This window comes from Xanthobacter luteus (assembly GCF_040049235.1).
Lineage (GTDB): Bacteria > Pseudomonadota > Alphaproteobacteria > Rhizobiales > Xanthobacteraceae > Xanthobacter.
In genome coordinates this window covers 225,290-240,690 of record NZ_JBDZDO010000006.1, presented here as the reverse complement: position 1 = coordinate 240,690, position 15,401 = coordinate 225,290, and the positions used below count along the sequence as shown (strand labels likewise).

At 69.4% G+C, this 15,401-nt stretch carries 14 protein-coding genes; 8 read left to right on the top strand and 6 right to left on the bottom strand.

What is annotated here, in order from left to right:
- The 4 genes from ABLE88_RS18555 to ABLE88_RS18540 all read left to right on the top strand — a co-directional run bounded on the left by ABLE88_RS18555 (position 1) and on the right by ABLE88_RS18540 (position 4,818).
- Complete coding sequence (locus tag ABLE88_RS18555) at positions 1 to 1,071, top strand: branched-chain amino acid ABC transporter permease (RefSeq protein ID WP_348833186.1); 1,071 nt, start codon at positions 1 to 3, stop codon at positions 1,069 to 1,071.
- Positions 1,072 to 1,142: 71 nt separating this feature from the next.
- Positions 1,143 to 2,423, top strand: coding sequence for an ABC transporter substrate-binding protein (locus ABLE88_RS18550; protein WP_348833185.1), 1,281 nt, complete (start codon positions 1,143 to 1,145; stop codon positions 2,421 to 2,423).
- Between the two features lie 92 nt (positions 2,424 to 2,515).
- Positions 2,516 to 3,355 (top strand): ABC transporter ATP-binding protein, encoded by an 840-nt coding sequence (locus ABLE88_RS18545; RefSeq protein ID WP_348833184.1) that lies wholly within the window; start codon positions 2,516 to 2,518, stop codon positions 3,353 to 3,355.
- Positions 3,356 to 3,573: 218 nt separating this feature from the next.
- Entirely contained in the window at positions 3,574 to 4,818 is a 1,245-nt protein-coding gene (locus tag ABLE88_RS18540; protein WP_348833183.1) for a phenylacetate--CoA ligase family protein, read from the top strand.
- A gap of 25 nt (positions 4,819 to 4,843) precedes the next feature.
- On the opposite strand, the gene ABLE88_RS18535 is transcribed toward ABLE88_RS18540, so the two are convergent.
- The 4 genes from ABLE88_RS18535 to gcvA form a co-directional block, all read right to left on the bottom strand.
- Positions 4,844 to 6,091, bottom strand: a complete 1,248-nt coding sequence (locus ABLE88_RS18535; protein WP_348833182.1) for an amidohydrolase family protein — start codon at positions 6,089 to 6,091, stop codon at positions 4,844 to 4,846.
- Positions 6,092 to 6,143: 52 nt separating this feature from the next.
- Entirely contained in the window at positions 6,144 to 6,482 is a 339-nt protein-coding gene (locus ABLE88_RS18530) for a hypothetical protein (RefSeq protein WP_348833181.1), read from the bottom strand.
- A complete protein-coding gene (locus ABLE88_RS18525) occupies positions 6,463 to 6,828 on the bottom strand; it encodes a Rieske (2Fe-2S) protein (protein ID WP_348833180.1) in 366 nt (121 codons plus the stop codon). The genes ABLE88_RS18530 and ABLE88_RS18525 overlap by 20 nt, the downstream gene beginning before the upstream one ends.
- A 215-nt stretch (positions 6,829 to 7,043) precedes the next feature.
- Positions 7,044 to 7,964: a transcriptional regulator GcvA gene (gene gcvA, locus ABLE88_RS18520; RefSeq protein ID WP_348833179.1), complete on the bottom strand. Its 921-nt coding sequence runs from the start codon at positions 7,962 to 7,964 to the stop codon at positions 7,044 to 7,046.
- A gap of 637 nt (positions 7,965 to 8,601) precedes the next feature.
- Here gcvA and ABLE88_RS18515 point away from each other — a divergent pair.
- From ABLE88_RS18515 to ABLE88_RS18500, 4 genes are all read left to right on the top strand, one after another.
- Complete coding sequence (locus tag ABLE88_RS18515) at positions 8,602 to 9,576, top strand: Bug family tripartite tricarboxylate transporter substrate binding protein (RefSeq protein ID WP_348833178.1); 975 nt, start codon at positions 8,602 to 8,604, stop codon at positions 9,574 to 9,576.
- Between the two features lie 159 nt (positions 9,577 to 9,735).
- A complete protein-coding gene (locus tag ABLE88_RS18510; protein WP_348833177.1) occupies positions 9,736 to 11,580 on the top strand; it encodes an ABC transporter permease in 1,845 nt (614 codons plus the stop codon).
- Positions 11,577 to 12,332, top strand: coding sequence for an ABC transporter ATP-binding protein (locus ABLE88_RS18505; protein ID WP_348833176.1), 756 nt, complete (start codon positions 11,577 to 11,579; stop codon positions 12,330 to 12,332). Before ABLE88_RS18510 ends, ABLE88_RS18505 begins: the two co-directional genes overlap by 4 nt.
- Positions 12,329 to 13,045, top strand: a complete 717-nt coding sequence (locus ABLE88_RS18500; protein ID WP_348833175.1) for an ABC transporter ATP-binding protein — start codon at positions 12,329 to 12,331, stop codon at positions 13,043 to 13,045. The genes ABLE88_RS18505 and ABLE88_RS18500 overlap by 4 nt, the downstream gene beginning before the upstream one ends.
- Here the strand turns inward: ABLE88_RS18500 and ABLE88_RS18495 are convergent.
- Positions 13,039 to 13,971, bottom strand: coding sequence for a 2-hydroxyacid dehydrogenase (locus ABLE88_RS18495; protein ID WP_348833174.1), 933 nt, complete (start codon positions 13,969 to 13,971; stop codon positions 13,039 to 13,041). The genes ABLE88_RS18500 and ABLE88_RS18495 overlap by 7 nt on opposite strands.
- A 71-nt stretch (positions 13,972 to 14,042) precedes the next feature.
- On the bottom strand, positions 14,043 to 15,398 hold the full coding sequence (locus ABLE88_RS18490) for a sensor histidine kinase (RefSeq protein WP_348833173.1): 1,356 nt from the start codon (positions 15,396 to 15,398) through the stop codon (positions 14,043 to 14,045).
- Positions 15,399 to 15,401 lie beyond the last annotated feature (3 nt).

Genomic DNA, 15,401 nt, shown 5'->3' with positions numbered 1-15,401 from the left:
ATGGCCATCACCTCCATGCGCCCGTGCGGCGACTACCGCACCAGCTACCGGGCCGACCAGACCATCTTCGCGACCCGCCTCACCCTGATCTTCTTGGTGCTGGGGATCGTGGCGCTGTGTTTCGCGCCGCTGTTCTTCTCGCGCTACGTGCTGAGCCTGATGATCCAGATCGGCTATCTCGGCATCGCCGCGCTGGGGCTGAACATCCTGGTCGGCTTCTCGGGCCAGATCTCCATCGGCCATGCGGTGTTCTTCGGCTTCGGCGGCTTCGCCTCGGCCTATCTTGCCAACAAGGGCGTTCCGGTGCCGCTCGCCATCGTGCTGGCGGGGCTGTGGACCACCATCGTCGGGCTGATCTTCGGCCTACCGGCGGCGCGGGTGAAGGGGCTCTACCTCGCCATCGCCACGCTCGCCGCGCAGTTCATCCTGCAGGACTTCTTCGTGCGCGCCGAGTGGTTCACCGGCGGCACCCACGGTGCCATGGCGCCGCCTTTCGAGCTGTTCGGCTACGACCTCTCGGGCGACACGCGCTATTTCTACGTGGTGCTGTTCTTCGTGGTGGTGATGTATCTCGGCGCCACCAACCTCATGCGCACCCGCGACGGGCGGGCGCTGATCGCGGTGCGCGACCATTATCTCTCCGCCGAGATGATGGGCGTGAACCTGACCAAGTACCGCACCATGGCGTTCGGCATCTCGTCCTTCTACGCCGGCATCGGCGGCGCGCTCTATGCCCACTATATCGGCTTCATGTCGGTGGAGGGGCTCGACATCCTGTTCTCGATCCAGTTCCTCGGCATGATCATCATCGGCGGGCTGGGCTCCATCATGGGCTCGCTCATGGGCACCGTCTTCATGGTGCTCCTGCCCGAGCTGACCGGTGCGCTGGCCAGCGCGCTGCAAGGCAGCACCATCGACCAGGTGCTGCACCTGAAGGACGGCATCACCTACATGCGCGAGATGCTGATCGGTGCCACCATCATCTTGTTCCTGATCTTCGAGCCGGACGGCCTCGCGCACCGCTGGCGGCTCATCAAGGCCTATTGGAAGCTCTACCCGTTCTCGTACTGAAGCCGAGATCAACCGGGCCACGGCGGCGCCAAGACCGCCGCGCCCAAAGAGGACCAACCAAGGAGACGTCCATGAAGAAGATCGCGTTGTCCGTCGTGTCCGCGCTGGCGATCGCCGCCGCAGGGCCGGCCGCCGCCCAGACCCTCAATATCGGCCATCTCGCCGACTATTCCGGCGGCACCTCGGATGTGGGCCAGCCCTACGGCCAGGGCATCCAGGACACCATCGCCTGGATCAACGCCAATGGCGGCGTGAACGGCAAGAAGATCAACTCCGACTTCAATGATTACGGCTACCAGGTGCCGCGCGCGTTGGCCGCGTTCAAGAAGTGGGTGGGCACCGACAAGGTGGTCGCCATCCAGGGCTGGGGCACGGCCGACACCGAAGCCCTCGTCGCCATGGTGACAAAGGAGGAAATTCCCTATTTCTCCGCGTCCTACTCCGCCTCGCTCACCGACCCCAAGGGCAAGGTGAACGAGAAGAGCGAGCGCGCCGCCCCGTTCAACTTCTTCTACGGCCCGTCTTATTCCGACGCCGCCCGCGCCATGGTGCAGTGGGCCGCCGAGGACTGGAAGAAGAAGGGCAAGCCCGGCAAGCCCAAGTGGGTCCACATGGGCGCCAACCACCCCTATCCCAACTCGCCCAAGGCGGCGGAAGAGGCCTTTGCCAAGGAACTCGGCTTCGAGGTGCTCGATCCCATCACCTTCGCCCTCACCCCCGGCGACTACACGCCCCAGTGCCTGACGCTGAAGCAGTCCGGCGCCAACTATGCCTATCTCGGCAATACGGCCGGCTCCAACATCTCGGTGCTGAAGGCCTGCAAGACCGCGGGGGTCGACGTCCAGTTCCTCGGCAATGTGTGGGGCATGGACGAGAACGCCGCCAAGGCGGCGGGCGACGCGGCGAACGGGGTCGTGTTCCCGGTGCGCACCGCCGTCACCTGGTCCGGCAGCGCGCCCGGCCTCGCCGCCATGAAGGAGATTTCCAAGACCTCCGATCCGGCTGGCACCGCCTATCGCCCGGTGCACTATCTCGCCGCCGTCTGCACCGCGCTCTACATGAAGGAGGCCATGGAGTGGGCGGACAAGAACGGCGGCGTGACCGGCGTGAAGATCCGCGACGGCATGTATCAGAAGCCCAACTGGGTGCCCAAGGGCACCGAGGGCGTGTGCAAGCCCTCCACCTGGACCGCCACCGATCACCGCTCCACCACCAGCGTCGACCTCTACCGTGCCGTGGTGAACGGGCCGACCGACGCCTCGGTCGCCGAGCTCGTGAAGAGCGGCGTGATCAAGCTTGAGAAGGTCGCCACCGTCGACCTGCCCCGCAAGACCGAGCTGCAGGGCTGGTGATGCGGCCGGCGGGCCTTGCGGCCCGCCGATCAGGAACGACGTCATCCCCCGGCGCGTCCGGGGGATGACGGACTGACAAGGATCAAGACACCATGGCCGAGGCCGCACTGAAGATCGATCCTGCCGGCGAGAGCGCGCCCGACACCATGCTGGCGGTGGACAACATCGAGGTAGTCTACAACGACGTCATCCTGGTCCTGCGCGGGCTCTCCCTGAAAGTGCCGCAGGGCCAGATCGTCGCTTTGCTCGGCTCCAACGGCGCCGGCAAGTCCACCACGCTGAAAGCCATCTCCGGCCTGCTGAAGTCGGAGGACGGCGAGATCACGCGCGGCGACATCACCTTCCTGGGCGAGAAGATCAACGGCATCGAGCCGGACAAGATCGTGCGCCGCGGCATCTTCCAGGTGATGGAGGGCCGCCGCATCATCTCCGACATGACCGTGCTGGAAAATCTGCGCCTCGGCGCCTTCACCCGGCGTGACAACGAGGTGAAGAGCGACATCGAGCGCGTCTACCAATACTTCCCGCGGCTGAAGGAGCGCACCGGCCTTGCCGGCTATCTCTCCGGCGGCGAGCAGCAGATGCTGGCCATCGGCCGCGCCATGATGGCGCGCCCCAAGCTGATCCTCATGGACGAGCCCTCCATGGGCCTCTCGCCTCTGCTGGTGAAGGAGGTGTTCGGCATCATCAAGAAGCTCAACCGGGACCTCGGCGTCACCATCCTGCTGGTGGAGCAGAATGCGCGGGTGGCGCTCTCGGTGGCGGACTACGGCTACATCATGGAGCAGGGCAAGATCGTGCTCGACGGCTCGGCCGCGACGCTCCAGTCGAACGAAGACGTGAAGGAATTCTATCTCGGCCAGGGCGGCGGCGAGGAGCGGAAGTCCTTCAAGAACCTCAAGAGCTTCAAGCGCCGGAAAAGGTGGCTGTAGCGCCGATCGGGCGCCGTTCCCCGGACCAGCGACGGCGTCAGCCGGAGCGCCGATCCGGGGTCCAGCGCAAGGACTCCCGCGAAGCGGGCAATTCCCAGGGTCGGCCGGATCAGAAGCGCCTTCGGCGAAACTGAACGCTGGACCCCGGCTCTCCTTCCGCTCACGCTCCAGTCGGCCGGGGAACAGAGCCGCGGGCGCGCTTCCGACAAGGACCGACCATGACCGATCCGAACCGCCATTACGACTGCACCGAGACCCGCGCCCCCGAGGCGCGCGAGGCTGCGCTCATGGAGGCGCTGCCGGCACAGGTGGCCCACGCCAAGGCGAAGTCGACCTTTTTTGGCGCGCTGTTCAAGGACGTGGACGCGGCGGCCGTCACCTCCCGCGCGGCGCTGGCGCAGCTTCCCGTCACCCGCAAGTCGGACCTTTTGGAGATCCAGCCCAAGAGCCTGCCGTTCGGCGGGCTCAATGCGGTGCCGCCGGGCCGGCTGGCGCGCATCTTCATGTCGCCCGGGCCGATCTATGACCCGGAAGGCCACGGCCCGGACTTCTGGCGCTTCGCCCGCGGCCTGTTCGCGGCCGGCTTCCGCGCCGGGGACATCGTCCACAATTCCTTCTCCTACCACCTCACCCCGGCCGGCTCGATGATCGAGAGCGGGGCCCACGCGCTCGGCTGCGCCGTGGTGCCGGCGGGCGTGGGCCAGACCGACCTCCAATTGCGCGCCATCGCCGACATCCGCCCCCAGGGCTATGGCGGCACGCCCTCCTTCCTGAAGATCCTGGTGGACAAGGCACGCGAGACCGGGACCGACATCTCGTCCCTGAACAAGGCGCTGGTGACGGGCGAGGCGTTCCTGCCGCCGCACCGGGCGGAGCTGAAGGCGGCCGGCATCACGGCGCGCCAGTGCTACGGCACGGCGGACCTCGGCCTCGTCGCCTATGAGAGCGAGGCCGAGGAGGGCATGATCATCGAGGAGGGCTGCCTGGTCGAAATCCTGCGACCCGGCACCGGCGACCCGGTGGAAGCCGAGGGCGAGGTGGGCGAGGTGGTGGTGACGCTGTTCGACGCCGATTATCCGCTGATCCGCTTCGCCACCGGCGACCTTTCCGCCATGCTGCCGGGCCTCAGCCCCTGCGGACGGACCAACGGGCGCCTGAAGGGCTGGATGGGCCGCGCCGACCAGGTGACGAAGATCCGCGGCATGTTCGTGCACCCGGTCCAGGTGACCGCGGCGGTGAAGAAGCATCCGGCGGTCGCCAAGGCCCGGCTGGTGGTGGACCGCATCGGCGATCAGGACGACATGCTGCTGGAGGTGGAGGTGGCCGACGCCGCCGGCCTCTCCCAGGAGGCGCTGCTGGAGGACCTGCGGTCCACCACCAAGCTGCGCGGGCGGCTGGCATTGATCGCGCCGGGCACCCTGCCCGCCGACGCCAAGACCATCGAGGACCGCCGCCCGGTCTGAGCGGCGGCCCGTCCCGGATCACGCCTTATTTGGCCGGCACCGGCGCGCCCGCGGCCGGCGCCTTGGCCGGGAAGCGGTCCGAGATGTCGAGGTTGAAGATGCGCTTGGCGTTGAGGCCGAGGATGTTGCGCTTCGACTGCTCGGAAAGGAACTTCAGGTCCCAGATGGTGCTCGGCAGGTCCATGTCCCAGTGGGGATAGTCCGAAGAGTAGAGCAGCTGGGTGTCGGCGTTGATCATCTTGAAGGTGAGTTCCAGCGCCTCGGCGTTGTTCACCATCTCCATGGGCTGGGTGGTGTAGTACATCTCCCGCATATAGTCGCTCGGCAGCCGCTTGAGCGACGGCGCCTCGGACGTGCGCATGCGGAAGTCGTTGTCGAGCCGCTGCATCAGCCACGGCACCCAGGCAAGGCCCGATTCGATCCAGATCACCTTCAGCTTCGGGAAGCGTTCGGGCAGGCCGTTGATCACCCAGTTCGCGCAGTGCACCGCGTTGAAGAAGGTGAAGCCCACCGCATGGGCGGTGATGAAGCGGTTGGTGAGCGAGACCAGCTGATCGTTCCAGTGATAGGACGCGTGGAACGACAGCGGCAAACCGAGCTCTTCCAGCAGCGCGTAGGTCTTCATGTAGGCGTTGTCATAGACCGGCTTGTAGCGGGTCGACACCACCATGAAGCCGATCACGCCCTCCTTGTGGCCGAACTCCTTGACCATCCGGTAGGTGGCCTCGGGGTCGTTAAACGGCAGATAGAGCATGGTCTTCAGGCGCTTGCAGGTGGGCGTCACGGTGTCGGTGAGCCACCGGTTGTAGGCCCGCGCCATGCCGACCTCGACCTCGTGCTGCGGGTGCAGCCCGAGGAACAGCATCGGGGTGGGGAACAGGCAGGCATAGTCGACGCTGAGCGCATCCATCCAGCGCAGGGTCTGCTCCACCTCGCGCGGGCGGCTGGAGAGCTCGATCTTCTCGTGCTTGCGCTCCATGTAGCGCGTCACGCGTCCGCCGCCGTCCTGATAACCGGGCTGGTCGATGAGGATCGAGGTGGCGCCCTTATAGGCATAGGTGTTGATGGCGAGCTGCTTCAGCGCCGGGTCCTCAATGTATTCGAGGATCTCGGCGAGATTGTCGGTCTCATAGTGATGCGAATCCACGTCCACGATCAGGACGTCGTCGAGGCCGCGGGCATCGGCCTGGGCGCGGGCGTTGGCGAGATGCTCGCCGGTGTGGAAGCCCTCGATGTTGAGATCGTAAGCCGGGGTGCTGGAGCGGAAATGCATGGCGCGTGTTCCTTGGCGCGTGTTCCTGGGCGCGTGTTCCTTGGGATACGGCTCAGCGGGTGCCCGACCAGGACTGCCACATGCCGAGCTCGAAGATTTCGAGGTTCGAGGCCTTCATCATCGCCGAGACCGTGACGAGCACCGCCGTGGCGCTCACCGCGCCGCCGTCGCCGAGCACCTTCGGGCGTGCGCCGGCATCGAACTTGGCGCCGCAGACCTGCACCAGCAGTGTCGCGAGCTCGCTCAGCGGGCCGTCGGGAAAGCCGGCGCCGCCGTCGACGTCCGCCGCCGCGCGCAGCTGCCCCACCAGGGCGCCGATCTCGTCCTCGGACAGGATGCCGCGCGGGCAAGCGGGGGTGGCGCAGGCCGCGTCAGACGATAACGTAGACATTGTCGTCCCTCTCCAAGGCGGTGAAGCGGCGCAGGCCCACTTGGCCGTCGCCGGCGCATTTGCCGGTCTCGATGTTGAATTCCCAGCCGTGCCAGGGGCAGACGATGTGCAGTTCGTCCTCGTTGAAGCGCATGCCCTGATAGGTGCGGTCCTCGGCGATGATCTCCTCCACCTTGTGGATCATCAGCCCGGCGCAGACCGGCCCGCCCTGGTGCGGGCACAGGTTCAGGAAGGCATGCAGCTTGCCCTTGGCGCGGATGACGCCGATCTCGTGCTTGCCGGCACGCACGGTCGCCCGTCCGCCCTCCGGCAGCTTCTCGGACGTGGTGACGAAGACCTCCGGCATCGATTGCTCCGCTCGCAGCTTTCTTGACGACCCATGGGTGCGCGATCGCCGGATTTCACGCCAACGATGATTTCTGAAACGGGCGCTGAGCAAAATTCAGCGAGCGTGCAAATCTTTGCCGCTCAAGGGGATTTTCCGTCCGGCATGCGCGCGCGTCTGCGCGCTCGCGCGACCGCGGCCAGCACGGGGGTCAAGGGGTCGGAAATCGAGCGAAATCAGGCGCTCAGGACGCGCGGCGCGGGCTGCTCGCTGAGCCGGTCGAGGAGCCAGTTGCGGAACACCGCCACCTTGCTCACCCCCGCATTGGCATGGGGCGTCACGAGATAATAGCTGAACACCGAGCGCGCCCTGAGGCCGAACGGCTCCACGAGCCGCCCGCTCTCCAGGTCCGGCCCCACCACCCCGGAGCGGCCGAGGATGACGCCGAGCCCGTCGATGGCGGCGTGCAGCGAGGTGATGAGATAGTCGCAGGCGATCTCGGACTGGAATTCGAGCCCCGGCACGTCCGCCGCCTCGAGCCAGAACGGCCATTCGTCGCGCAGGATCAGCGAAGCGGTGCGGATCACCGTGTGGGCCGCGAGGTCCTGCGGCTCCCTGAGGCGCGGACCGCGGGCGAACAGCCGCGGGCTGCACACGGGGAACACCTCCTCGGTGCCCAGTTGGTCGACGCTCACGCCGGCCCAGTCGCCCGCGCCGTGCCAGATGGCGACGTCGAAATCGTAGTTCGGCGCATTCTCGAACCACTGGGTGGTGCGAAGCCGCAGCGAGATGGAGGGGTAGAGGGCGCGGAAATCGTGCAAATGCGGCAGCAGGCGCTTGATGGCGAAGGTGCCGAGGCACTGCACCGTGAGCACGCGCTCGTCCGAATTGTCCGCCGCCCGGTTGGTGGCGGAAGAGATCTCGACGATCGCCGAGCGCACCGAGCTGAGATAGGCCTCGGCCGTCCGCGTCAGCGTCAGGGCATTGTTGTTGCGGATGAACAGGCGCGCGCCGAGGATGTCCTCGAGGTTGCGGATCTGGTGGCTGATGGCCGTGGGCGTGAGGTTCAGCTCCACCCCGGCGCGGGTGAAGCTGAGATGCCGAGCGGCGGCCTCGAATGCGCGCAGGCTCGTCATGGAAGGAAAGCGCGTCCGCATCCTCGGCGTCTGCCCCCTGGGCTCTCTTCTTAGGAATTTGATTAATATCAAGAATGAGTGGGTCAGGAGGTCGCAGTCAAGAAACCCGCAGGCGCGCCACGGCGCGGCCCGCGTCGCCGCGCGGCACCGCGCAAATGATCATAAGTGATTGAGAACGTTTGGTCTCGCCCTCGGACGCGGAGCGCTGCAGCGCGGAATGACGCCTGGCCTGCTGGATAGAATAATCGTCCTGGCACCGATGAATTTTTTTCAGTTGACCAGTTTCGCTTACGTGAAAGGCGTGCGCCGAGTCTTGTACGCCGCCGATCTCACAGGGCGCTTTGCAGGCAGACTCCCGGGCTTTCCCGGACGAGAGCTTGCGGAGCAGCTATCAGAGCCGATGCGCCGCCGCAACAAGCGCGGGCACGGCCCCGTTGCCCCTGGTTCCGCATCGCTTGCGCGCGGCGAGAGCCCCGCCGCCCCGGGCCGGCCGCGCCGGCCGACCCGCGCCCGCCCGCCGGCGCCCGGCCGCCGCGCATGGCTTGCCGACGGCAGCGAGGGGCACCGGGCGAAAATCCTTCATCGAAGGCTGGATTCGTTTCAATTGCCCGCTCCGGCGCTCGCGACCACGGTCCGCAAAACCCTGGGAGGAGCATTGATGAGGTTCATGCGGTTTATCTCCGCCTCGCTCGGCGCCGTTCTGGCGCTGGCCGCGGTCCCCGCGGGCGCGACGCAGGCGAGCTTTCCGGATCGTCCGATCAAGATCGTCGTCCCGTTCGGCCCCGGCAGCGCCACCGACGGCTTCGCCCGCACGCTCGCGAGCTATCTGCAGCAGCAGTTCGGCCAGCCGGTCGTGGTCGAGAACAAGCCCGGCGCGCAGGGGGTGGTCGCGGCCTCCTTCGTCGCGAAGGCGGAGCCCGACGGCTACACGCTCTTCATGACCACCAACACCACCCAGTCGGCGGCCCAGGGCATCATCAAGAACGTGCCCTACGATCCGCTGAAGGACTTCACGTCCATCGCGCGGCTCGGCGGCATCTACTCGTTCCTGGTGGTCTATCCTGGCCTGCCGGTGAAGACGCTGCCCGAACTCATCGCCTATGCCAAGGCGAACCCCGGCAAGCTCAGCTACGCCACCGGCAACAGCACCGGCGTCATCGTCGGCGCGACGCTGACGCGCCTCGCCGGCATCGACATGCTTCCGGTGCGCTACAACACCACCGTGCAGGGACTCAACGACGTGATGGGCGGCCACATTCCGGTGATGATCACCGACGCCGTGACGGGCCTGCCGCAGGTGGCCGCGGGCAAGGTGCGCCCGCTCGCCGCCACCGGCGCCACCCGGCTGAAGCAGCTTCCGGACATGCCGACCATCTCGGAAGTGGCCCTCCCCGGCTTCGACCTCGATGCCTGGCTCGGTTTGTTCGGCCCGGCCGGCATGCCCAAGCCCGTGGTCGCGGCGCTGGAGGCGAAGGTGAAGTCGTTCCTCGCCGACAAGGAGACGGCGGCGCGGTTGGAGCAGATCGGCTTCGCGGTGGTGTTCAGTCCCTCCGACGAGTTCGACCGCTTCGTGAAGGCCGAGTATCCGAAGTGGATGCAAGCCGTTAAGGAAGCCGGCATCACCCCGCAATAAGGCTGCGGCGCCCCGGCGCCGGACCGATCGCGGCGGCGGCCCCGGCCTCGGGCCGCCGCCCGCATTCCCGCTTTGAGGCCACGCCCCCTTGATGCGGCGCGCCAAAGCGGACAAGAGGAGAGGCCGCCCCACGCCGCGGCGCGACGCGCGGGCTTCGCCTTGGATCTCATTCTCGCCCAGTTCCTGACCGGCCTCGCGGCCGCCTGCTCGCTCTTTCTGGTGGCGAGCGGGCTGTCGCTGATCTTCGGCGTCACGCGGATCGTCAATTTCGCCCACGGCGCCTTCTACATGCTGGGCGCCTATATGGCGTACTGGCTGCAGCAGCGCCTCGCCGGCGCGCTCGGCTTCTGGGGCGCGCTCGTCCTCGCGGCGCTCGTGGTCGGCGCGCTCGGCGCGCTCATGGAGATGACGCTGCTGCGGCGCATCTACCGCGCGCCCGAGCTGTTCCAGCTGCTCGCCACCTTCGGCGTCGCGCTGATGATGGAGGACCTCGTCGTCATCCTGTTCGGCCCGGAAGACCTGCTCGGCGCCCGCGCGCCCGGCCTCAAGGGCGCGGTGGACGTGCTCGGCCAGGCGGTACCGTCCTACGACCTCTTCCTCATGGCGCTCGGCCCGCTGGTATTGCTCGCTTTGACGCTGGCCCTGAAGGCGACCCGCTGGGGCATCCTGGTGCGGGCGGCGACGCAGGACCGCGAGATGGTGGCGGCGCTCGGCGTGAACCAGAAATGGCTCTTCACCTCGGTGTTCGCCTTGGGCGTCTTCCTCGCCGCCCTGGGCGGCGCGCTGCAACTGCCCAGGGGCGAGACCGCGCACCACACCATGGACCTGAAGATCATCGTCGAGGCCTTCGTGGTGGTGGTGATCGGCGGGCTCGGCTCGGTGCCCGGCGCCTTCCTCGCCGCGCTGCTGGTGGCCGAGCTCAACGCCTTCGGCATCCTGGTGCTGCCGCAGGTGTCGCTGGTCCTGGTGTTCCTGGTGATGGCGGTGGTGCTGGTGGCGCGGCCCTACGGGCTGCTGGGACGGCCGCAGAGCGAGCAGCGCGGCGCGCCCGGCTTCGAGGCGCGGCCCTGGCGGCCCTTCACGGCGCCGGAACGGGCGATCGCCCTCGGGCTTGCCGCGCTCGCGGCGATGCTGCCCTTGGTGGGCGGCGCCTATGCGCTGTCGGTGGCGGCGGAGGTGGCGCTGTTCGCGCTGTTCGCGGCCAGCCTCCAGCTCGTGATGGGGGCGGGCGGCATGGCCTCGTTCGGCCACGCCGCCTATTTCGGCCTCGGCGCCTACGGGGCGGCGCTCGCGGTGAAGGCGGGCCTGCCCATGCCCGGAGGGCTCATCGCCGGGCCGGCCCTCGCCTTCCTCGGCGCGGTGGCGTTCGGCTGGTTCTGCGTGCGGCTCTCCGGCGTCTATTCGGCCATGCTGACGCTCGCCTTCGCGCAGATCGCCTGGGCGGTCGCCTTCCAGTGGGTAAGCGTGACCGGGGGCGACAACGGCCTGCTCGGCATCTGGCCCGCCGCCTGGGCGGCCGGCCCCGCCGCCTTCTACTGGCTCGCCCTGGCGGCGGCGCTGGCGGGGGTGGCGGCGCTGCGGGTCGTGATCTTCGCGCCGTTCGGCCTGGCGCTGCGGGCGGTGCGCGACAATCCGGCCCGCGCCGAGGCGCTCGGCCTCTCGCGCCAGCGGGTGCAATGGGCGGCCTTCGCCCTCGCCGGCACCTTCGCCGGGGTGGCGGGCGCCCTGTTCGCATTCTTGAAGGGCAGCGTTTTTCCGGACGTGCTGGGCATCCCGCTCTCGGTGGATGCGCTCGCCATGGTGCTGCTGGGCGGGGTCGGCACGGTGATCGGACCGGTGCCCGGCGCGATCGTCTACAAGCTCTTGTCCATCGTGCTGGTGAGCGCGAGCGACTATTCCAAGCTCATGCTGGGCGCCCTCGTGGTGGCGCTGGTGGTGGCGGCGCCGCGCGGGATCGCCGGGGCGGCGCTGGCGCTGCTGGCCCGCCGGAGGGCGCAATCGTGAGCCCTCCCCTTCTCGAAACCCGTGGTCTGGCAAAAGCTTACGGCGGAGTCGAGGCGGTGCGCGGGGTTTCCTTCACGCTCGCCGCCGGGGAGATGCTGGCGCTGATCGGACCGAACGGGGCGGGCAAGAGCACGCTGTTCGCCATGCTGGGCGGCCAGACCCGGCCCGATGCCGGGCGCGTGCTGCTGGCGGGGCGCGACATCACGGCGGTGCCGGCGCGGCGCCGCTTCGGGCGCGGGATCGGCCGCACCTTCCAGGTGGCGGCGACCTTCAACTCCATGACCGTGCTGGAGAATGTCCAGGTCGCGCTGATCTCCGGCCACGCCGAGGCCTTCCGCCTCATAGGCCGCGCCGACCGCCGCCACCGTGCGCGGGCCGAGGCCCTGCTGGCCCAGGTGGGCCTGGCGCAGGCCGCCGACCGGCCGGCGGGCGCGCTCGCTTATGGCGACGTGAAGCGGCTGGAACTTGCGCTTGCTCTCGCCAATCATCCGCGGCTTCTTCTCATGGACGAGCCCACCGCCGGCATGGCGCCGGCCGAGCGCGCCGACCTCATGCGCCTCGCCCGCGACATCGCCCGCACCCGCGCCATCGGCGTGCTGTTCACCGAGCACGACATGGAGGCGGTGTTCGGCTACGCCGACCGCATCCTGGTGCTGGACCGCGGCGCCCTGGTCGCCGAAGGCGCGCCCGAGGCGATCCGGCGCGACCCGACGGTGCGCGCGGTCTATCTCGGCACGGAGGCGACCCCGTGACCCCCGGCGCGTTGCTGGAAGCGGAAGACCTTACCGCCGCCTACGGCCGGGCGCAGGTGCTGTTCGGCGTCTCGCTGGCGGTCGCCCCCGGCGAGGTGCTGGCGCTGGTCGGCCGCAACGGCGCAGGCAAGTCGACCACCCTGAAGGCCCTCATGGGCCTCGTGCCAGCGGGCGGCGCGGTGCGGCTCGGCGGGCGCGACATCGCGCGCCTCGCCACCTTCGAGCGCGCCCGGCTCGGCCTCGGCTACGTGCCCGAGGACCGGCGCGTCTTCACCGATCTTACCGTGCTCGAGAATCTGGAGGCGGGCCGGCGTCCGCCGCGCCCCGGCCAGGCGCCGTTCACCGAGGCGCGACTGTTCGCCATGTTCCCGAACCTCGCCGAGATGCGCCACCGGCGCGGCGGCGCCATGAGCGGCGGCGAGCAGCAGATGCTGACCCTCGCCCGCACCCTGATGGGCAACCCGTCGGTGCTGCTGCTGGACGAGCCGTCCGAGGGCCTCGCCCCGCGCATCGTGGCCGAGATGGCGAAGGCGGTCGCGGCGCTCAAGGCCGAGGGGCTGTCCATCCTCGTGAGCGAGCAGAACGTCGCCTTCACCCGCGCGGTCGCCGACCGGGCGGTGCTGATCGAGCGCGGCACGGTGCGCGCCAGCGGCCCGGTCGGCGAGATCGAGGCCCGGCTCGCGGCGGCGGCCTTGGGCGGCGACGCTCAATAGCCGCGGCCCGCCTCCACCTTGAACAGCGGCGCCGCCCCGCGCCGGAGCCGGCGGATGTTCTCGGCGATCTGCGCCGCCGCGCTCGAGGGGATCGCCACCGAGGCGAGATGCGGCGTCATCAGCACGTTCTCCATCGTCCAGAGCGGGCTGTCCTGCGGCAGCGGCTCGACCTCGAACACGTCGAGCGTCGCGCTGTCGAGGTGCCCGCCGCGCAGCGCCTCGACCAGCGCCGCCTCGTCCACCACCGCGCCGCGCGCCACGTTCACGAGCTTGGCCCCGCGCGGCAGCAAAGCGAGGCGCCGCGCATCGAGCAGGTGGCGGGTCTCGGCGGTGAGCGGCAGCATGACGACGAGGATCTCCACCTCGGACAGGAAGTCGTCGAGCGCCCCGAGCCCGTAGCTGGTCTCGATCCCGGTCAGGCTTTTGGGCGAGCGCGACCAGCCCTTGACCCGGAAGCCCTGGCCCGCCACCTCCCGCGCGGCCCGCGCGCCGAGCTCGCCGAGGCCGAGGATCCCGACCGTGATCTCGCCGGCGGTGCGCGGGTTCACCCAGTGCCAGCGCCGCTCGCGCCGGGCCTGCTCCAGCATCGGGATGTCGCGGGCGTGGCGCAGCACCGCCAGCAGCACGAAGGACGCCATCATGCGCGCCATCTCGGGATCGCAGATGCGGGTGACGGGCACGCCCGGCAGATCGGCGCGCCCCACCAGCGCATCGACGCCGGCGCCGAGATTGGTGACCAGGGCGAGATTGACCAGCGGCGCGAAGAACCCCACCGGCGGCTGCCAGACGAGGGCATAGCGCACCGCCGCGGGATCGTAGGGCCGGGTCGAGATCGCGACATCGAGATCGGGCAGCTCGCGCCTCAGGGCGTCGGTCCAGGCCGCGGCGTCGTCAAAGTCGCTGTGGAACAGCAGAGTTTCGGGCATCGCGTGGTCTTCCGGTACGGGGTGGTCGCGCCGGAGCGAGGGTTAAACGAGAGCGCGGGCCCGCGAAAGCCTCAAGCCGGCGGCGCGCTCGCGGCGCATGGCAGCCGCACCACGAGACGGGCACCGCCGCCCGCGCGCGCCTCGACCGCGACCGTGCCGCCGTGGCCCTCGACAATTTGCCGCACGATGGTGAGGCCCAGTCCGGCGCCGCCGCTCTCGCGGTTGCGCGAGGGCTCGATGCGGTGGAAGGGCTCGAACACCGCCTCGCGCTCGGCGGCCGGGATGCCCGGCCCGCGATCCTCCACCGCCAGCACCGCGCAGCCCGCCTCGGCGGCGAGGGACACTTCGGCGGCGCCGGCATAGGCGATGGCATTGCCGATGAGGTTGGCCGCGACCCGGGCGAGCGCCACGGGCGAGCCGCGCACCTCCAGCGGCGCATCCGCGCCCGCGAGCGTCACGCGCGCGCCTTGGGCGCGCCTTGCGTCGCATTCCGCCTCGGCGATGCGGGCAAGGTCCACCGGCGCGTCGGAGACCGGGGAGAAGGAGGCCCGGGCGAAGGCGAGGGCGTCCTCCACCAGGGCCTGCATGCCGTCGAGATCGGCGCGCGCCTTGTCCACCTGCGGCCCCTCGGGCAGCAGCTCCAGCCGCAGCCGCAGGCGCGTCAAATAGGTGCGCAGGTCATGGCTGATGGCGCCCAGCACGAGGGTGCGGGTGCGCACCAGGTCGGCGATGCGGGCCTGCATGGCGTTCACCGCGCGAATCACGGCGCGCACGTCCGGCGCCCCGCGCTCGCGCACGGTCTGGGGCTCCAGCGCCGGGCCGAAGCGGCCCACCGCGTCGGCGAGGTCGGAGAGCGGCCGCGTCTCCCGCCGCACCGCGACCAGAGCGGCGATGGCCACGAGGAAGCCGAGGATGCCGGACAGGAGGCCGATCGGCAGTCCCATGAGGCGCACCGTCAGATCGCCGCCCGCCGTCACCTCCAGATAGCCGCCGCCGGACAGCGCGACCACCGCGAGCAGGCGCGCGCCCACCAGCTCGCGCAGCCGCTGCACCGGCTCTCCGCCGCGCCGCTCGTTGGTGATGAGCGCGAGCGCCACCCGCTCGGGGGCGAGATCCGCCAGCGCCGCAAGACGCTGCGCGGCGTACCGCAGCACCCCGGGCGTCTCCCATTGGGGCGGCGCGGCGACGATGCGGGGCACGAAGCCGGGATTGGCGCTCGCCGCCAAAGCGAGGGCGCGTTCCTTGGGGCCGATCCGGTCCATCAGCTGCGCGAGGGCGGCGATCTGCTCCAGCAGCGGCGTGAAGGGGGCGCTGGAGAGCGCCTGCCGGCGCTCGGCCACATAGGCCGCCACCATCAGCAACTGCACGGCGACCAGCGCCACCATGACGATGAGCGCGATGCGCGCGGCGATGCCGAAGCGGCGCATGCG